This window comes from Sodalis sp. RH20 (assembly GCF_047324205.1).
Taxonomy (GTDB): domain Bacteria; phylum Pseudomonadota; class Gammaproteobacteria; order Enterobacterales; family Enterobacteriaceae; genus Acerihabitans.
Genome location: NZ_CP178733.1, coordinates 4522041 through 4541407, shown reverse-complemented (window position 1 = coordinate 4541407; position 19367 = coordinate 4522041). Strand labels below are relative to the sequence as shown.

11 protein-coding genes, 6 tRNA genes, 3 rRNA genes, 1 other RNA gene and 1 riboswitch are annotated in these 19367 nt (G+C 53.1%); of the genes, 18 read left to right on the top strand and 3 right to left on the bottom strand.

Annotated elements, in window-relative coordinates; all coding sequences use genetic code 11:
* The first annotated feature begins 1 nt into the window (after position 1).
* Positions 2 to 517, top strand: coding sequence for a hypothetical protein (locus ACL2XM_RS20705; RefSeq protein ID WP_410012683.1), 516 nt, complete (start codon positions 2 to 4; stop codon positions 515 to 517).
* 204 nt (positions 518 to 721) lie between these two features.
* Complete coding sequence (locus ACL2XM_RS20700) at positions 722 to 1351, top strand: hypothetical protein (RefSeq protein ID WP_410012682.1); 630 nt, start codon at positions 722 to 724, stop codon at positions 1349 to 1351.
* A 159-nt stretch (positions 1352 to 1510) separates the two neighbouring features.
* Here the strand turns inward: ACL2XM_RS20700 and trmA are convergent, their stop codons facing one another.
* A complete protein-coding gene (gene trmA / locus ACL2XM_RS20695) occupies positions 1511 to 2620 on the bottom strand; it encodes a tRNA (uridine(54)-C5)-methyltransferase TrmA (protein WP_410012681.1) in 1110 nt (369 codons plus the stop codon).
* Positions 2621 to 2752: 132 nt separating this feature from the next.
* Positions 2753 to 2942, top strand: a riboswitch (cobalamin riboswitch).
* Between the two features lie 69 nt (positions 2943 to 3011).
* Between trmA and btuB the strand changes: the two genes are divergently transcribed.
* The 10 genes from btuB (at position 3012) to birA (ending at position 15108) form a co-directional block, all read left to right on the top strand.
* Positions 3012 to 4889, top strand: coding sequence for a TonB-dependent vitamin B12 receptor BtuB (gene btuB / locus ACL2XM_RS20690; RefSeq protein WP_410012680.1), 1878 nt, complete (start codon positions 3012 to 3014; stop codon positions 4887 to 4889).
* The gene (gene murI / locus ACL2XM_RS20685) at positions 4834 to 5712 is read left to right on the top strand and encodes a glutamate racemase (protein WP_410012679.1); all 879 of its coding nucleotides are present in this window, start codon (positions 4834 to 4836) and stop codon (positions 5710 to 5712) included. The genes btuB and murI overlap by 56 nt, the downstream gene beginning before the upstream one ends.
* Positions 5713 to 6063: 351 nt before the next feature.
* Positions 6064 to 7606, top strand: a 16S ribosomal RNA gene (locus ACL2XM_RS20680).
* 74 nt (positions 7607 to 7680) lie between these two features.
* Positions 7681 to 7757: transfer RNA gene (locus tag ACL2XM_RS20675), tRNA-Ile, on the top strand.
* A 207-nt stretch (positions 7758 to 7964) separates the two neighbouring features.
* Positions 7965 to 8040: transfer RNA gene (locus ACL2XM_RS20670), tRNA-Ala, on the top strand.
* Between the two features lie 389 nt (positions 8041 to 8429).
* Positions 8430 to 11343, top strand: a 23S ribosomal RNA gene (locus ACL2XM_RS20665).
* A gap of 125 nt (positions 11344 to 11468) precedes the next feature.
* Positions 11469 to 11584 (top strand): 5S ribosomal RNA (gene rrf / locus ACL2XM_RS20660).
* The 16S, 23S and 5S rRNA genes sit together here with 2 tRNA genes alongside, the layout of an rRNA operon.
* A gap of 389 nt (positions 11585 to 11973) precedes the next feature.
* Positions 11974 to 12897, top strand: a complete 924-nt coding sequence (locus ACL2XM_RS20655) for a hypothetical protein (RefSeq protein ID WP_413731531.1) — start codon at positions 11974 to 11976, stop codon at positions 12895 to 12897.
* Between the two features lie 217 nt (positions 12898 to 13114).
* Positions 13115 to 14152 carry a UDP-N-acetylmuramate dehydrogenase gene (murB, locus tag ACL2XM_RS20650; protein ID WP_410012677.1) on the top strand — a complete coding sequence of 346 codons (1038 nt, stop codon included), beginning with the start codon at positions 13115 to 13117 and terminating at the stop codon, positions 14150 to 14152.
* Positions 14149 to 15108: a bifunctional biotin--[acetyl-CoA-carboxylase] ligase/biotin operon repressor BirA gene (birA, locus tag ACL2XM_RS20645; protein WP_413721817.1), complete on the top strand. Its 960-nt coding sequence runs from the start codon at positions 14149 to 14151 to the stop codon at positions 15106 to 15108. The genes murB and birA overlap by 4 nt, the downstream gene beginning before the upstream one ends.
* Positions 15109 to 15231: 123 nt before the next feature.
* Here birA and coaA read toward each other — a convergent pair whose 3' ends face one another.
* A complete protein-coding gene (gene coaA / locus ACL2XM_RS20640; RefSeq protein ID WP_410012675.1) occupies positions 15232 to 16182 on the bottom strand; it encodes a type I pantothenate kinase in 951 nt (316 codons plus the stop codon).
* Positions 16183 to 16386: 204 nt separating this feature from the next.
* Positions 16387 to 16935 (bottom strand): GNAT family N-acetyltransferase, encoded by a 549-nt coding sequence (locus ACL2XM_RS20635; protein WP_413731529.1) that lies wholly within the window; start codon positions 16933 to 16935, stop codon positions 16387 to 16389.
* A gap of 312 nt (positions 16936 to 17247) precedes the next feature.
* Here ACL2XM_RS20635 and ACL2XM_RS20630 point away from each other — a divergent pair.
* The 6 genes from ACL2XM_RS20630 (at position 17248) to tuf (ending at position 19181) form a co-directional block, all read left to right on the top strand.
* Positions 17248 to 17323: transfer RNA gene (locus ACL2XM_RS20630), tRNA-Thr, on the top strand.
* Positions 17324 to 17333: 10 nt separating this feature from the next.
* Positions 17334 to 17418: transfer RNA gene (locus ACL2XM_RS20625), tRNA-Tyr, on the top strand.
* Between the two features lie 42 nt (positions 17419 to 17460).
* Positions 17461 to 17588, top strand: a non-coding RNA gene (locus tag ACL2XM_RS20620) — RtT sRNA.
* Between the two features lie 142 nt (positions 17589 to 17730).
* Positions 17731 to 17805, top strand: a tRNA-Gly gene (locus tag ACL2XM_RS20615).
* A gap of 5 nt (positions 17806 to 17810) precedes the next feature.
* Positions 17811 to 17886 (top strand) — tRNA-Thr (locus ACL2XM_RS20610).
* Between the two features lie 110 nt (positions 17887 to 17996).
* A complete protein-coding gene (tuf, locus tag ACL2XM_RS20605; RefSeq protein ID WP_410012673.1) occupies positions 17997 to 19181 on the top strand; it encodes an elongation factor Tu in 1185 nt (394 codons plus the stop codon).
* The last annotated feature ends 186 nt before the right edge of the window (positions 19182 to 19367 follow it).

The window sequence follows — 19367 nt, the reverse complement described above, 5'->3', positions numbered from 1 at the left end:
AATGATGCCTGTCTCAGACCCAACAATGCCGACCACAACAACCCATTGCCCTTTAGAGGAGATTAGCCAGGGGGATAATGGTTTCGGTCAGGGCGTTACGCGTTTTGCCAGATCATTTAGCGGCGCGGCCAACAGCGCCTTACCCTTTATCAAGACCCTGTCTGTAGTCACTTTGTCTGCCGCGTCGGCAATAGGTATCGTCTTTGGCGCCCAACGGCTTATCGCTGTTTCAATCCAAAATATCAGCAAGCCGCCCCCCGTTACCCATCTGGACGTCAGGGAATGGAAAGGCAAAATCATGGGCCTGGGTTTGAGCATCGGCATGTTGGGCGGCGGCGCTGCGGGATTCGCCGCAGGCTGTGCGCTAGAATCATGCAAATCATTTTGTGGTGCGGATCCGCTGCGTCATCGTGATAGTGTTTTTTATACCGTAGGAATTGGTTTTATCGTAGGCGCTTTAGCCGGTGTGGCTTATACAAACTTTATCGACATTGAACTGGACAATATTACCCAATAGGATAGTTAATCTGGTCAGGCGGCTACTGTAAGCGAACCGGCTAACTTCGGAATCAATTTTGCCGCTTGCAGGCACCGACCCGGGCGGTTGTTAGGAATATTACCGGCTTCGGGGAGTTTAACCTTTATTTGTGAAAATAGTCTATCAGCGCTTTCGTCTTTTTACATCGTTATGCCATTTAATCCCTTGCCGAGGAATCATTATATGAACCCTGAAATTAATAATCGAGAAAAGAATAATGCCGGGATGGTCAGCCAAGTGTCTCATGCCGATAAATATCACAATAATACGACAAGCAAATTTTTTAAGTTGATGACGAAATTGGCACGTGCCTGCAATTCCGCCACGGCGTTTTGTTGCTCTAATCCTTTATCGGTGATTTCCATCCCGCTTACCGTATCATTAACAAATAAGTTAATTTATGATTTGTTAGGTAGCCTGAAAGCCGCAAGGGCCGACCGATGCTACTTCCAGCTTGAGTTGGAAGGGTGCTGGAAACCGCTGCAAGATTGCAGGATTAACATTGATAAAACGTTAGCGATGGAAAAGTCTTGCGCAGAGTTGAAGGAGATATGCAGTGAAATCCGCACGAGATGCGATACAGAACAGTGGCGCCACGAGCTATTTGAAAATACGCTGGTAAATTGTTTCATGACCGGACTTATGGCCGGCGCTGCAGCCTTTGTAATAGATTATGTTTATCAAGCCGCCCATAACCAGTTTAATCATAAGCCTGGCATGTTAAAGATGTCCATGGTCAGTTTTTTTATGGGTGCGTTATTTTATCTCGGTCTCATGAAGATAAACGATACCGCTTTAGGCTTCGATTGCTAGTTCAGCGCCTTTGCTGTCCGCACCCCGGGAGCGGGCGGTCAAGCTGAAATGTCACCAGCATTGACTATGAGAGCGACAAATAAACATCCTTTAAGGAAAATCAGCGGCTCTAGGCGGGCACGAAGCATGCATAAGAGCCTCATTTTAGGTGCCATTGATCTATGGCTGCGTTTTGGCGGTTAACAGCACTCCGCATTCCATATGGCGGGTATAAGGAAATTGATCAAACAGCGCCAATCGTTCGATACGGTGGGTTTCCGCCAACGTTGTCAAATTACCGCACAACGATTCCGGGTTACATGAGATATACAGGATGCGCGGATACCCCTGCACCAGCCTGACGGTGGCATCATCCAACCCGCTGCGCGGCGGGTCGACAAATATGGTTTCGCAGCGGTAGCTTGCCAGGTCGATGTCCTTCAGGCGGGTAAACTCCCGCACCCCTTGCATGGCTTGGGTAAACTCCTCAGCCGACATGCGGATAATCTGCACGTTGGTCATTCGATTGGCGGCGATATTAAACTGTGCCGCTTCCACCGAAGGCTTGGCTATTTCCGTGGCCAGCACCCGGTTAAAATTGCCCGCCAGCGCCAGGGAAAAATTGCCGTTGCCGCAATACAGCTCCAGCAGATCCCCTTGTGCCGGTTCAGTGGCCGAGAGCGCCCACTCAAGCATCTGGATATTCACGGCGGCGTTGGGTTGGGTAAAGCTATTTTCGATTTGACGGTAAATGATTTCCCGTCCCGCCACCGGCAAGCGCTCATCGACATAATCACGGTCCAGGCAAATTTTGGTTTTGGTGGCGCGGCCAATCAGGTTGACCGCAAAACCCTGCGTCCTCAGATGATCGCGCAGCGCGCCCGCATGCTCGCGCCATTCGTCGTCTAACGGACGATGATAGATAAGGGTAATCACCGCTTCACCGCTCAGGGTCGTCAGGTAATCAAGCTGGAACAGCTTGCGCCGCAGGATCGGCGATGGCCGCAATGCGTCCATCATGGCGACCATCAATCGGTTCATCAGTTCGCCGCCGGCGGCGAAGTGATCGATGCGGATCCGGTCCTTGGTCTGCTGATCAAACATTATATGATACAAATCCTGCTCATCATGCCAGACCCGGAATTCAGCACGCATCCGGTAATGTTCGGGCTGCGAGCGGAATATTTCCGCCTCGGGCGCCTGAAACGCCGCCATCATCGCGTTCAGTCGAGCGGCTTTTTCCGCCAGTTGGGTTTCATACGCGCTAATGGGTAACGTCTCGTCGGTCATGATGATCTCTCGCTAATATCCGTTATTTGTACCACTTTATGGGGGATTGTAGGGGATAAACCGGTGATGTCCAGTGTTGTTGCGCTTATAAATAGTTTGATTATTAGTGCTATAGACATGCTTATCTCTTTGATTGTAGGATTATTGTCCGGTCTTTCGTAAGTTAAAAGGGAATCCAGTGGAAAGCTGGAGCTGACGCGCAGCGGTAAGGGGACTTCAGGGCGATCGCGCAAGCAGACACTGTCTTTATGATGGGAAGTCGTCGCCTGGCGTATTATACGCATCCCAAGCCCGAAAACCTGCCGGTATTCTGTCGCAATATCCCTGTTTATCGCGAGCCATCAAACATGGAACCTGCGGCATCCTATTTTATCATTTGGATGCTATGGCAATGCCTAAGATTAACAATACCGTGCTGCTGGCGCTCTGCGTCACGGCATTCTCCGGGTGGGCGCAAGACGGCGCCCAGGATCAGGCCGCGCAAATGATGGTCGTATCCGCCAACCGTTTTCCCCAGCCAATATCCACCGTACTGGCACCGACCAGCGTGGTTACCCGCAGCGATATCGACCGCGGCCAGATCAAATCGGTGGCCGAAGCGCTAAGCCGTCTGCCGGGCGTGGATATCGCCCAATCCGGCGGATTGGGGCAGCAAAGCTCACTGTTTATCCGCGGCACCGATTCAAGCCATGCCCTGGTGCTGATAGACGGCGTGAGGCTGAACCAGGCCGGCATCTCAGGTTCTTCCGACCTTAGCCAGATTCCGCTGTCCCTGGTGCAGCGCATCGAATATATCCGTGGCCCGCGTTCCGCGGTCTATGGGTCGGACGCCATCGGCGGCGTGGTGAATATCATTACCACACGCGAGCAGCCGGGCACCACCCTCAGCACCGGCATAGGGTCCCATGGCTATCAAACCTATGATGGCTCCACCCAGCAACAGCTTGGAGAGGACACCACCGCCACCGTTGCGGGCAACTATACCTATACCCATGGTTTTGATGTGCGCGCCAACCTGCCGGATACCTATGGCGATCCCGCGCAGCCCGACCGCGATGGTTTTATGAGCAAAACGCTGTTTGCCTCGCTTGATCATATCTTTAACCAGCAGTTCAGCGGTTTTGCCCGCGCCTATGGCTACGACAACCGCAGCGGCTATGACGGCAGCTACGCCTATACCGACCCTGATCATTTTGACGCGCTGCCCGATACCCGTAAACTCTACAGCCGTACTTACGATACCGGCATGCGTTACCAGGACGGGATCTACGCGTCGCAGCTGTCCTTTAGCTATAACCATACTCAGGATTATAACTACGATCCTCAATATGGACCCTATTCCGCCTCCGCCACCCTTGACGATTCCAAACAGTATAATGCGCAGTGGAGCAATACCCTGCAGACAGGCCATGGCACGGCAGGCGCTGGGGTGGACTGGCAAAAGCAGACCACCGAACCAGGCACCGGTTACCTTACCGACGGCTATGAGCAACGCAATACCGGTATCTACGCCACCGCTTCGCAGCTTGTCGGGCCGGTTACCCTCGAGGGCGCGGTGCGCGGTGATGATAATTCGCAGTTCGGCTGGCACGGCACGTGGCAAACCAGCGCCGCCTGGGAGTTCATTGAGGGCTACCGGCTTATCGGGTCTTACGGCACCGCCTACAAGGCACCCAACCTGAGTCAGCTTTACAGTGGTTTTGGCGGCAACGAAGATTTAAAACCCGAGGAGAGCAAGCAGTGGGAGGGCGGGATGGAAGGGCTGACCGGCCCGCTGACCTGGCGCGTCTCGGCATACCGCAACGATATCGACAACCTGATTGATTATGACACCAACGACGACACTTATAAGAATATCGGCAAGGCGCGGATCAAAGGTGTGGAATGGACCGGCTCGGTCTATACCGGCCCGCTGCAGCATCAACTGACGCTGGAGTACCTCGATCCCCGCGACGCCACCACCAATCAGGTGCTGGCGCGACGCGCCAAGCAGCAGGTGAAATATCAGCTGGATTGGCAGGTGGCCGATATCGACTGGTCGCTTAACTACCGTTATCTCGGCGAGCGTTACGATACCAACTACAACACGAATGACCGGGTGCGAATGGGCGGCGTCAGTTTGTGGGACATCGCCGCCTCTTATCCGCTAACCCCCCATCTGACGGTTCGTGGTAGAATAGCCAATCTGTTCGACAAAGACTATGAGACGGCTTATGGCTACCAGACCGCAGAGCGAGAATTTTATCTCACCGGAACTTATTCCTTCTGACGGTAGCAACATCAAACGGCCCACGATCCTGATTTTCGACTCTGGCGTGGGCGGTTTATCTATCTATGATGAAGTGCGGCAACTGTTGCCGGACCCGCATTATATCTACGTATTCGACAATGAGGCTTTTCCGTATGGCGAAAAGCCGGAAGACTTTATTGTCCAGCGGGTCGTGAATATCGTTGCGGCGGTGCAGCGCCTGCACGTGCTTGATATGGTGATTGTCGCCTGCAATACCGCCAGCACCATTTCCCTGCCGGCCCTGCGCGAGCGGTTTGAGTGCCCTATTGTCGGCGTAGTGCCGGCGATAAAACCCGCCGCCAAGCTAACCCGTAATGGTATCGTCGGGCTGTTGGCTACCCGCGCCACCGTGCACCGTAGCTATACCCATGAGCTGATCGCTAAATTCGCCGCGGATTGCCATATCATTACGCTTGGATCCGCCGAGCTGGTGGAGCTTGCTGAAGCCAAGCTTCATGGCGAAACCATCGCCCTGCCGGTGCTGCAGAAAATCCTGCGCCCCTGGTTGCGGCTTCCCGAGCCGCCCGACACTGTGGTCCTTGGTTGTACCCATTTTCCATTATTAGGCGACGAGCTTAAAGCGGTGTTGCCGGACGGTACCCGGCTGGTGGATTCCGGTTCAGCGATCGCCAAACGCGCGGCCTGGCTTATCGCCCATGAAATAGACGGTGCTTATTCGACGGAAGCGAACCAGGCCTATTGCCTGGTGGCTTCACCGCAGGCCATGGAGCTGGTACCGGTATTACAGCGCTATGGCTTCGTTTCGCTGGAAAAATTGCCGATGCAGCCTGCGGTTGTGTGATAATTCAGCGGTCGGCGCAATATGTGAAATAAGTACTTGTCAGGCTGGGGAAAGTCCCTATAATGCGCCTCCACTGACCGGGAACAAACGCTAACGCGATGCCGGGTCGGGAAGGGAAAAGCGCCCGGTTCGGGCAAATAAAAGCTTGACTCTTCAGCGGGAAAACGTAATATACGCAACCCGCGCCAGGTGAGATTGATGCACGCTGGCCATGCTCTTTAACAATTTATCAGACAATCTGTGTGGGCACTCACAAGACCGTATCGAAACACAAAATACCAAGTCTTGAAGAGTGAACAAACAGTTAATTCATAAGATTAACAGTATGACAATCTTTGAGCATCAAGCTTTTAATTGAAGAGTTTGATCATGGCTCAGATTGAACGCTGGCGGCAGGCCTAACACATGCAAGTCGAGCGGCAGCGGGAAGTAGCTTGCTACTTTGCCGGCGAGCGGCGGACGGGTGAGTAATGTCTGGGGATCTGCCTGATGGTGGGGGATAACTACTGGAAACGGTAGCTAATACCGCATAACGTCGCAAGACCAAAGTGGGGGACCTTCGGGCCTCACGCCATCGGATGAACCCAGATGGGATTAGCTAGTAGGTGAGGTAATGGCTCACCTAGGCGACGATCCCTAGCTGGTCTGAGAGGATGACCAGCCACACTGGAACTGAGACACGGTCCAGACTCCTACGGGAGGCAGCAGTGGGGAATATTGCACAATGGGCGCAAGCCTGATGCAGCCATGCCGCGTGTGTGAAGAAGGCCTTCGGGTTGTAAAGCACTTTCAGCGGGGAGGAAGGCGATAAGGTTAATAACCTTGTTGATTGACGTTACCCGCAGAAGAAGCACCGGCTAACTCCGTGCCAGCAGCCGCGGTAATACGGAGGGTGCGAGCGTTAATCGGAATTACTGGGCGTAAAGCGTACGCAGGCGGTCTGTTAAGTCAGATGTGAAATCCCCGGGCTTAACCCGGGAACTGCATTTGAAACTGGCAGGCTAGAGTCTCGTAGAGGGGGGTAGAATTCCAGGTGTAGCGGTGAAATGCGTAGAGATCTGGAGGAATACCGGTGGCGAAGGCGGCCCCCTGGACGAAGACTGACGCTCAGGTACGAAAGCGTGGGGAGCAAACAGGATTAGATACCCTGGTAGTCCACGCTGTAAACGATGTCGATTTGAAGGTTGTGGCCTTGAGCCGTGGCTTTCGGAGCTAACGCGTTAAATCGACCGCCTGGGGAGTACGGCCGCAAGGTTAAAACTCAAATGAATTGACGGGGGCCCGCACAAGCGGTGGAGCATGTGGTTTAATTCGATGCAACGCGAAGAACCTTACCTACTCTTGACATCCAGAGAAGTTTGCAGAGATGCGAATGTGCCTTCGGGAACTCTGAGACAGGTGCTGCATGGCTGTCGTCAGCTCGTGTTGTGAAATGTTGGGTTAAGTCCCGCAACGAGCGCAACCCTTATCCTTTGTTGCCAGCACGTAATGGTGGGAACTCAAAGGAGACTGCCGGTGACAAACCGGAGGAAGGTGGGGATGACGTCAAGTCATCATGGCCCTTACGAGTAGGGCTACACACGTGCTACAATGGCGCATACAAAGAGAAGCGAACTCGCGAGAGTAAGCGGACCTCACAAAGTGCGTCGTAGTCCGGATTGGAGTCTGCAACTCGACTCCATGAAGTCGGAATCGCTAGTAATCGTGGATCAGAATGCCACGGTGAATACGTTCCCGGGCCTTGTACACACCGCCCGTCACACCATGGGAGTGGGTTGCAAAAGAAGTAGGTAGCTTAACCTTCGGGAGGGCGCTTACCACTTTGTGATTCATGACTGGGGTGAAGTCGTAACAAGGTAACCGTAGGGGAACCTGCGGTTGGATCACCTCCTTACCGAAATAGATACTAATTGTGTAGTGTCCACACAGATTGTCTGATAACTGTAACGAGCAAGAAAAACCTTCTATAGGCTTGTAGCTCAGGTGGTTAGAGCGCACCCCTGATAAGGGTGAGGTCGGTGGTTCGAGTCCACTCAGGCCTACCAGTTCTACTTACCCTGGTCATTTTCACCGCTGCGTGACTCATGTGCTTGCGCACACTGCGTTACTCGCGCCGAAACTGTCTGCGGCTAAGCGAACTGGCTATCGTACCGAAATCCTCCCCGATGTGACATTGCTGAGTATCCTTAACCGGTGCCCGGTCATAAGCGCATGGAAAAGAATGCGGTGGATATAAAAAGGTTAAACGACTTGGGGCTATAGCTCAGCTGGGAGAGCACCTGCTTTGCACGCAGGGGGTCAGCGGTTCGATCCCGCTTAGCTCCACCATTTCCTGACGGGATGGGTGGTAAGATTGTCTGGTTTTTCTTATTTATTTCAGAGCACATTGTTATGCAACCGCGTATCAGTATGCTGCGAAATACATGCTCTTTAACAATCCGGAACAAGCTGAAAATTTGAAAAAAACATGCTGAGCAAAATCAGTATGCGATTCTCTCAAAGCAAGCAAACCTAATGATTGCCGTGTCGATGGCAATCTCTGTAGCCCAGGCGAGGGTTTACTCTCACCAGGGTGAGACTGTGCGAACAGTGTCAGGGCAAGGCGCACGGCGCGCAGCCAGCGGAGTGGACTCAATGTCCATGAGCATGGCGAGCACCGCGCAACGATGCCATGGCGGTGTGCAGCCAGTCGCAACACAGACACTTTAGGGTTGTGAGGTTAAGTGAATAAGCGTACACGGTGGATGCCTAGGCAGTCAGAGGCGATGAAGGACGTGCTAATCCGCGAAATGCGCCGGTGAGCTGATATGAAGCGCTATCAGCCGGCGATGTCCGAATGGGGAAACCCAGTGCAATTCGTTGCACTATCATTACGTGAATCCATAGCGTATTGAGGCGAACCGGGGGAACTGAAACATCTCAGTACCCCGAGGAAAAGAAATCAACCGAGATTCCCCTAGTAGCGGCGAGCGAACGGGGAACAGCCCAGAGTCACCATCAGCATTTGTATCAGGAGAACGGTCTGGAAAGTCCGGCAACACAGGGTGATAGCCCCGTATCCGAAGGTGCAAGTGCTGTGAGCTCGATGAGTAGGGCGGGACACGTGATATCCTGTCTGAAGATGGGGGGACCATCCTCCAAGGCTAAATACTCCTGACTGACCGATAGTGAACCAGTACCGTGAGGGAAAGGCGAAAAGAACCCCGGCGAGGGGAGTGAAATAGAACCTGAAACCGTGTACGTACAAGCAGTGGGAGCCTTGATTTATCAGGGTGACTGCGTACCTTTTGTATAATGGGTCAGCGACTTATATTCTGTAGCAAGGTTAACCGTTTAGGGGAGCCGTAGGGAAACCGAGTCTTAACTGGGCGTTAAGTTGCAGGGTATAGACCCGAAACCCGGTGATCTAGCCATGGGCAGGTTGAAGGTTGGGTAACACTAACTGGAGGACCGAACCGACTAATGTTGAAAAATTAGCGGATGACTTGTGGCTGGGGGTGAAAGGCCAATCAAACCGGGAGATAGCTGGTTCTCCCCGAAAGCTATTTAGGTAGCGCCTCGTGAATTCATCTTCGGGGGTAGAGCACTGTTTCGGCTAGGGGTCCACCCCGGATTACCAACCCGATGCAAACTGCGAATACCGAAGAATGTTACCACGGGAGACACACGGCGGGTGCTAACGTCCGTCGTGAAGAGGGAAACAACCCAGACCGCCAGCTAAGGTCCCAAAGTCATGGTTAAGTGGGAAACGATGTGGGAAGGCATAGACAGCCAGGATGTTGGCTTAGAAGCAGCCATCATTTAAAGAAAGCGTAATAGCTCACTGGTCGAGTCGGCCTGCGCGGAAGATGTAACGGGGCTAAACCATGCACCGAAGCTGCGGCAGCGATACCTTCGGGTATTGTTGGGTAGGGGAGCGTTCTGTAAGCCTGCGAAGGTGGCCTGTGAGGGCTGCTGGAGGTATCAGAAGTGCGAATGCTGACATAAGTAACGATAAAGCGGGTGAAAAGCCCGCTCGCCGGAAGACCAAGGGTTCCTGTCCAACGTTAATCGGGGCAGGGTGAGTCGACCCCTAAGGCGAGGCCGAAAGGCGTAGTCGATGGGAAACAGGTTAATATTCCTGTACTGGGTGTGACTGCGAAGGGGGGACGGAGAAAGCTAGGTTCGCCGGGCGACGGTTGTCCCGGTTTAAGCGTGAAGGTGGAAAGAGCAGGTAAATCCGCTCTTTTATTCAACACTGAGGCGTGATAACGAGCCACTACGGTGGTGAAGGAATTGATGCTACGCTTCCAGGAAAAGCCTCTAAGCTCCAGGTCACATCGAATCGTACCCCAAACCGACACAGGTGGTCAGGTAGAGAATACCAAGGCGCTTGAGAGAACTCGGGTGAAGGAACTAGGCAAAATGGTGCCGTAACTTCGGGAGAAGGCACGCTGGCATTAGGTGGAGGGACTTGCTCCCCGAGCTGAAGCCAGTCGCAGATACCAGCTGGCTGCAACTGTTTATTAAAAACACAGCACTGTGCAAACACGAAAGTGGACGTATACGGTGTGACGCCTGCCCGGTGCCGGAAGGTTAATTGATGGGGTTATCCGCAAGGAGAAGCTCTTGATCGAAGCCCCGGTAAACGGCGGCCGTAACTATAACGGTCCTAAGGTAGCGAAATTCCTTGTCGGGTAAGTTCCGACCTGCACGAATGGCGTAATGATGGCCAGGCTGTCTCCACCCGAGACTCAGTGAAATTGAACTCGCTGTGAAGATGCAGTGTACCCGCGGCAAGACGGAAAGACCCCGTGAACCTTTACTATAGCTTGACACTGAACATTGAGCCTTGATGTGTAGGATAGGTGGGAGGCTTTGAAGTGTGGACGCCAGTCTGCATGGAGCCAACCTTGAAATACCACCCTTTAATGTTTGATGTTCTAACTCCGGCCCGTAATCCGGGTCGAGGACAGTGTCTGGTGGGTAGTTTGACTGGGGCGGTCTCCTCCTAAAGAGTAACGGAGGAGCACGAAGGTTAGCTAATCACGGTCGGACATCGTGAGGTTAGTGCAAAGGCATAAGCTAGCTTGACTGCGAGAGTGACGGCTCGAGCAGGTGCGAAAGCAGGTCTTAGTGATCCGGTGGTTCTGAATGGAAGGGCCATCGCTCAACGGATAAAAGGTACTCCGGGGATAACAGGCTGATACCGCCCAAGAGTTCATATCGACGGCGGTGTTTGGCACCTCGATGTCGGCTCATCACATCCTGGGGCTGAAGTAGGTCCCAAGGGTATGGCTGTTCGCCATTTAAAGTGGTACGCGAGCTGGGTTTAGAACGTCGTGAGACAGTTCGGTCCCTATCTGCCGTGGGCGTTGGAAGATTGAGAGGGGCTGCTCCTAGTACGAGAGGACCGGAGTGGACGCACCACTGGTGTTCGGGTTGTCATGCCAATGGCATTGCCCGGTAGCTACGTGCGGAAGAGATAACCGCTGAAAGCATCTAAGCGGGAAACTTGCCTCGAGATGAGTCTTCCCTGTGGCTTTAAGCCACCTGAAGGGACGTTAAAGACGATGACGTTGATAGGTCGGGTGTGTAAGCGCAGCGATGCGTTGAGCTAACCGATACTAATGACCCGTGAGGCTTAACCTTACAACACCTAAAGTGTTTGACGCGAAGAGAGCGTTGCCCCGAGGGGCGGCGAGAGAATTTTCAGCGAAGTTCCGGATAAAGGCCGATGGTCATCAGTAACAGGATGACGGTTGGTAACGAATTTGCCTGGCGGCACTAGCGCGGTGGTCCCACCTGACCCCATGCCGAACTCAGCAGTGAAACGCCGTAGCGCCGATGGTAGTGTGGGGTCTCCCCATGCGAGAGTAGGGAACTGCCAGGCATCCAATTGACGAAGCCCTCTGTGAGAACAGAGGGCTTTTTCATGTCCGTGACCCTGGCGGTTCGCTACTCGAGTAAGAGAGTAGGACCACCGGCAACGCCGGTGGAACGGAGCCGCAGGCGACGGCCCTAAGGCGGCTGTCGCAGCCAGGCATATAATAAAATAGGCCATAGTGTGATAGTAGTAAATGGCCGCTTTATATAATATATTTATCCCAATATCATCTTTTAATAGTTTATGTAATAAAATTGCTGATATTTTACTAAATACTCAAGATTAATATTATCATCAAAGCGAGTATTTATAATAGACCGGATGGTTGTTTGATTACTGTTTATGGGCTGATCTATATTATGAGACACAATTAAATCAGTCAGGATTTTTATGAAATGATCAATAACCATAGAGAGATTAACAACCCATATGTATTGGGGATGAATAATCAGCCACTTTGTTCTCTAAAGGAACTTCCGAATGGTCGGATATTGTCAGAAGTAAGTAATGTAAGCTTACCACTGATTATAGGTGCTAGCGCAAGCACCGATGACGACCTCGATTTATCAGAGGTGTGGTCCCGGAGTCTGAAGAGTTTAAAAGAAGATGCTATATTCAGGCAAACCATTGACGCCAGTTTGTCCTCCGCTAACCTGCCCTCCGGTGAAAAGGATGATGATTTCCTAAGGGCACTGGCTGCCAGCCAGCAAAGCGCCCTTGAAGATGAGGAGATCAGGCGAGCAATGGAAGCAAGTTTGGCCAGCACCACTTCCGTAGGAAATGGCCGTGTGGGCATGGCAGGGCCTGCAGCCGAGGCAAATAAGAATACGGTACAGCTCGAAACGCAGGCAATGGCCCATCTCAGCGCGATGCCGGCGTTAGAAAAGTTTCTATCTGAAACGGGATACGTTATACGGGATAGTAGTGGTGAGAATAACAATTGCTTATTTCATTCCATTGTCCAGTGTATTTACCACGATAAAGGAATTACCGACTCTATCGGGCATAAAGCATTTGAGCTGCGTATGTTTTATGATGCAGTAAAACCAGGAAGTGAAAACCAAGGCCTCTTTTTTGATAACAATAATTCCACGGGTAGTAATAGCGGCGACGCCACTTTTATTGTTAATTTAGTCAATCAGGCTCTTGGTGAAAACATCAAGGTTAAATTGATTTCTCCTAATATTGTAGATGACGGTAATCACTACATTACTGAAGGAGAGTACTCTGGCGATGAGGCGGATAATAATAGCCCTGTACGCGAGATTATAATCTTAAATACTCCTGGTCATTATCAATCGGTGGTTAAAATAGCGTAGCACGGCAAATCCAGCGTTTCGTAACGGTGATAAAAGGAAATGTTGGGGAAAATGCAGATAGTCTGGTCATGTTTACACTTTTCTTATCATAACGGCCTCATACCCTAAGGGGTAACGGAATCCTGCCCGCCAGATCGGGAAGGCGCTAAAGTTAGTCGCTGAAATCCGTCCCGATCGGGTAAACTAGGCTCAAGAGTGATTAAGAAAGGTTTTTACCATGACAATGCATGGTGTGGCGTTAAAACACCTGAATACCTTTGCCATCGACGCGGTAGCCGCCCATATCGCCACTGCCCATACCGAAACTGAATTGTTGACGCTTTGGCGCGACGCCCAACGGCGGCCTGGAGCGGTACTGCTGCTGGGCGGCGGCAGTAATGTCCTTTTTTTGGAAAATTTTGCCGGCACCGTATTGCTAAATCGCATTAAAGGAATACAGGTCAGCGAAGACAACCATGCCTGGCATCTGCATGTCGGCGCCGGCGAGGACTGGCATGGACTGGTGTCCTTCGCGTTGGCGCAGGACATGGCGGGGCTGGAAAACCTGGCGTTAATCCCCGGCCGTGTCGGGTCCGCGCCCATCCAGAATATCGGCGCCTACGGCGTGGAGCTGGAATCGGTATGCGAATACGTCGATCTGCTTGATTTGAATAACGGCGAGAAGATACGCCTTAGCGCCGCGGAGTGCCGGTTCGGTTATCGCGACAGTGTGTTTAAACACCGTTATCGGGCCAGCTACGCTATCGTGGCGGTGGGGTTTACCCTGGACAAAACCTGGCGCCCGGTGCTTACCTACGGCGATCTTGTCCGCCTGGATAGCCGGACCGTCACCCCGCGCCAGGTTTTTGATACCGTTTGCGCCATGCGCCGCAGCAAATTACCCGACCCCGCCATTACCGGCAATGCCGGCAGCTTTTTTAAAAATCCACTGGTCGGCGCTGAGGACGCACGGCGCCTGTTGCAACGGTATCCCGATGCGCCGCACTATCCGCAGCCGGACGGTAGCGTAAAACTGGCGGCGGGATGGCTGATAGATCGGTGCGACCTGAAAGGCTATGTGCTGGGCGCCGCCGCGGTGCATGCCAAACAGGCGCTGGTATTGATCAATAACGGCCAGGCTGATGGGCGGGCTATCGTCGCGCTGGCGAAACTGGTGCGCAATAGCGTAGCGGAACGGTTTAACGTCTGGCTGGAGCCAGAAGTGCGGTTTATCGCCGCCGGCGGTGAAGTAGACGCGGTGGATACTCTGTCATGAAAGATATCACCGTTCCGCTAAAATTAATCGGGCTGCTGGCCGACGGGGAATTCCACTCCGGCGAGCAGTTCGGCGATTCGCTGGGCATGAGCCGCGCGGCCATCAATAAACATATCCAGACCCTGCGGGAGTGGGGTATTGATGTTTTCACCGTTCCCGGTAAAGGGTATCGCCTCTATGCCCCGCTGCAACTTTTGGATGAGGGGAAAATCCTGTCGCTGCTGCCGCGGGGCGGGGTCACGGTGCTGCCGGTGATTGATTCCACCAATCAGTACTTGATGGAGCGCACCGCCGTCCTGCGCTCCGGCGACGCCTGTGTCGCAGAGTACCAGATGGCGGGACGGGGGAGGCGCGGCCGGCAATGGGTCTCGCCGTTTGGCGCCAATCTCTATCTGTCCCTGTATTGGCGGCTGGAGCAAGGCCCGGCGGCGGCGATCGGCCTTAGCCTGGTGATCGGCATCATCATGGCGGAAGTGCTGCATGAACTGGGCGCGCGCGAGGTGCGGGTAAAATGGCCTAACGATCTCTATCTGCACGATCGCAAGCTGGCCGGCATCCTGGTGGAGATCAGCGGCAAGGCAGGCGATGCCGCGCATCTGGTGATAGGCGCCGGAATTAACCTGGCGATGAGGGAAGCGGCCGAGCCGGTCATCAATCAGGGCTGGATTAATTTACAGGAAGCGGGTATCCAGATCGATCGTAACGCTCTGGCCGCGAAGCTTATCAACGGGCTCAGGCTGGCATTGCCGATTTTTGAACGGGACGGCTTCGCCGCGTTCGTAACGCGTTGGCAGGCACTGGATAACTTTTATCATCGCCCGGTTAAGCTGCTGATTGGCGAGCGTGAAATCAAAGGTATTTCACGCGGCATCGATGCGCAGGGGGCCTTGTTGCTGGAACAAGACGGTAAGGTAAAAGCCTACCTCGGTGGTGAAATCTCGCTGCGGGGACTTTGACATGTTCATCCCGCGCGGGGTCATATGGCTACGGCCAATAATGCCGTAACAGACAATCACTGACGATTTATAGGGCGCCGTTTCCTGTTATTTATGGATTACAGCGCGCCCGGACGTTATGGACTATTTCCGCAGCCTGATATTCCCCACTGCGTGATTGGCGCTTTTGGATAAAATCAGACTCGCGCGCTCACGCGTGGGCAGGATATTTTCTTTCAGGTTTAATCCGTTAATTTCTTCCCAAAGCTGGCTGGCAATTTGTACGGCTTCTTCTTCCGTCAGCTTGGCATAATTATGAAAGTAAGAATGCGGATTGGAAAACGCACCCTGCCGAAAACGCAGGAAACGGTTGATATACCAGCTTTTTAGTAAATCTTCCGGTGCATCCACATAAATGGAAAAATCGACGAAATCGGAAACAAAAACATGATGGGAGGCATGCTGATAATCCATGCCACTCTGCAACACGTTTAATCCTTCAAGAATTAATATATCGGGTTGCGAGATGACTTTATTATCTTCCGGCACGATATCGTAGATCAGATGGGAATATACCGGAGCAGTAACTTCACTGGCGCCTGATTTTACTTCGGAAACAAAATTAACCAGGCTGCGCATATCGTAGGATTGCGGGAATCCCTTTTTCTTCATTAATTCCCGTTCTTTCAGTACGCGGTTGGGATATAAAAAACCATCGGTGGTGACCAGCTCGACCGAGCGGTGTTCAGGCCAACGGCTCAGCAACGCCTGTAATACGCGCGCGGTGGTGCTTTTACCCACCGCCACGCTGCCGGCAATGCCGATAACATACGGGATGTGCTGGCCGTTGGTGCCAAGGAACTGTTCCAATACCGCCTGGCGGCGCAGATTGGAGCTGATGTAGAAATTGATTAAACGCGAGAGCGGCAGATAAATTTCCGCCACTTCATCAAGGGAAAGATCTTCGTTAATCCCTTTCAGTTTTATTATTTCTTCCTGGGTTAACGTCAGGGGAACCGTATCACGCAAAGCGGCCCATTGCTGCCGGTTGAACTGAAGATAGGGTGTGGTAAGTGATTGATCACGATTTATCATAAGCTTAGCCAGCCTGTTGCGCAGGTCCAATCGGGGCAGCCGAGCCCACCCGGAACGAAAACAAGCTGCATAGTATAGACAGCTTCGTTAACATCGTAGAGTGTTTTTTCTGCTTAAACCATGGAATCTTGACAATGGGCGGAAGGGTACGGCCCGGGGACACTTGGGTCACAGGACAAAGATCCGTACCCGCCGCTTATGAGCTTAGCTGGCGATGGCGTTTAGCTGCTGGTTGACGGCGAATAAGCGTTTGTAATAGATAACCGTGGGATGGTAATAACCGTCCGGCGTGCAGGCGTAATCGGGAATTTCACCCAGGCAGCGGTAGCCGAGCGCGCGGTAAAAGGCTTCCGCGGGGGAACCGGATTGGGTATCCAGGTAGAGCAGGCCGCGCTGCAGATCGCGGGCGGTGCGCTCAAGGGCGCCTATCAGCGATTTCCCAATCCCTTCGCGCCTGGCGCGGCTGTGCACCAGGAGTTTTTGTATTTCCGCCCGGTTTTGCCCGTTTGGCTTACGGCATAACTCCAGCTGGATACTGCCGACAATGCCCCGCTCGTCACGTGCAATCCATAACAATAAGTCATTCTTAGCCATGGCGGAGCGCAGGCCGTGGATATAGCCCTCCGCCTCATCCTGGGTCAGGGGATTGGTGTAGCCTACCGAGGCGCCGTACGCAACGGCGTCCCTCAGCAGGCCTGCGAGCTCGCTGCGGTAAACGGGAAGCGTGGCGGCATTCAGCTGTACTATTTTCATGATGTCATCCTCCGGCCGGTGATATCACAGATACTACGGTATAAATAAAGCAAGACGCGTGCCAGCTGGCGATCATGGCCAACAGAGGCACCGTGCGGGAAGCGGCGATGTTCCGGGCGCCACGGCGGTGCAATACGCCCATCGTGGTGCAGACTCGCCCTGGCCGGCCGGGGCGCTTCTCTCGGTGCATGAATAACAAACAAATTTGTGAGACATTTTCTAATTTTGGGTATTTTATGAGCGAAAGTGCGATTTACGCGATTTTTTTGTTGCATAGGTCGCCGGCTCTACCTAGAATGCGCTGCACTTGATGCCGGCATAGCTCAGTTGGTAGAGCAACTGACTTGTAATCAGTAGGTCGAGGGTTCGACTCCTTCTGCCGGCACCAACAAAAATCTGGTGGGGTTCCCGAGCGGCCAAAGGGAGCAGACTGTAAATCTGCCGTCACTGACTTCGAAGGTTCGAATCCTTCCCCCACCACCAAATTCGCCGCGGGCAACCAAGGCAATCCCTGATGCAAAGCAACATTATGCGTCAGGGGGAAGGTTGAGAACCTTCGATTAAGGTTCGAGTCGAGCAAAGCGAGACAACGTCGCTTGCGACGGCCCGAAGGGTGAGGAACGAAGTGACGAATAATCCTTCCCCCACCACCAAATTCGCCGCGGGCAACCAAGGCAATCCCTGATGCAAAGCAACATCATGCGCCAGGGGAAGGTTGAAAACCTTCGACCAAGGTTTGTATGATATGAACCTTTCAACAATCTACAGAAATATCAGGTAGCCGAGTTCCAAGATGCGGGCATCGTATAATGGCTATTACCTCAGCCTTCCAAGCTGATGACGTGGGTTCGATTCCCACTGCCCGCTCCAAATGTGCTGATATAGCTCAGTTGGTAGAGCGCACCCTTGGTAAGGGTGAGGTCGGCAGTTCGAATCTGCCTATCAGCACCACTTCTAGTCTCCCTCCTGATTCACTTTCTGTTAGAAAATAAATTTATCAGGCCTATGTCTGGTTAATGTGGTGATACCACCGATTTATTCGTGTCTTAGAGGGACAATCGATGTCTAAAGAAAAGTTTCAACGTACAAAACCACACGTTAACGTCGGTACTATCGGCCACGTTGACCATGGTAAAACGACCCTGACCGCCGCCATCACTACCGTGCTGGCCAAAGCTTACGGCGGCAGCGCCCGTGCTTTCGATCAGATCGACAACGCGCCGGAAGAAAAAGCCCGTGGTATCACCATCAACACGTCCCACGTTGAATACGACACCCCGGCCCGCCACTACGCGCACGTAGACTGCCCGGGACACGCCGACTATGTGAAAAACATGATCACCGGCGCCGCCCAGATGGATGGCGCCATCCTGGTGGTTGCCGCAACCGACGGCCCGATGCCGCAGACCCGCGAACACATCCTGCTGGGCCGCCAGGTAGGCGTTCCTTACATCATCGTCTTCATGAACAAATGCGACATGGTCGATGACGAAGAGCTGCTGGAACTGGTTGAAATGGAAGTGCGCGAACTGCTGTCCCAGTACGACTTCCCAGGCGACGACACCCCGGTAATCCGTGGTTCCGCGCTCAAAGCGCTGGAAGGCGACGAAGCCTGGACCTCTAAAATCCTGGAACTGGCCGAAGCCCTGGATTCCTACATCCCGGAACCGGAACGCGCAATCGACAAACCGTTCCTGCTGCCCATCGAAGACGTATTCTCCATCTCCGGCCGCGGCACCGTGGTAACCGGTCGTGTGGAACGCGGCATCGTTAAAGTGGGCGAAGAAGTTGAAATCGTCGGCATCAAGGATACCGTCAAGACCACCTGTACCGGCGTTGAAATGTTCCGCAAACTGCTGGACGAAGGCCGTGCCGGTGAAAACGTCGGCGTTCTGCTGCGCGGCACCAAGCGTGACGACGTGGAACGCGGCCAGGTACTGGCTAAACCGGGCTCCATTAAACCGCATACCCAGTTCGAATCCGAAGTCTACATCCTATCCAAGGATGAAGGCGGCCGTCATACGCCGTTCTTCAAAGGCTACCGTCCTCAGTTCTACTTCCGTACCACTGACGTGACCGGTACCATCGAACTGCCGGAAGGCGTGGAAATGGTTATGCCTGGCGACAACATCAAGATGATTGTTAACCTGATTGCCCCGATCGCCATGGACGACGGTCTGCGTTTCGCTATCCGCGAAGGCGGCCGTACCGTTGGCGCCGGCGTGGTTGCCAAGGTTATCGCGTAAGACTGGCGTATAAGTCTTCGAAAGATGTTGAATAACATTTGACGTAGCGCGCAGTAAAAGGGCATCATTTGATGCCTTTTTTCTACGCTGTGACAGAGAACCTATCTCATCAGCGATTTTACGTCATAATCATTGGTGAGATGGGCTCTTCATCAGCGGCGTGAAGCTTCGAAGTTTTGTTGCTTT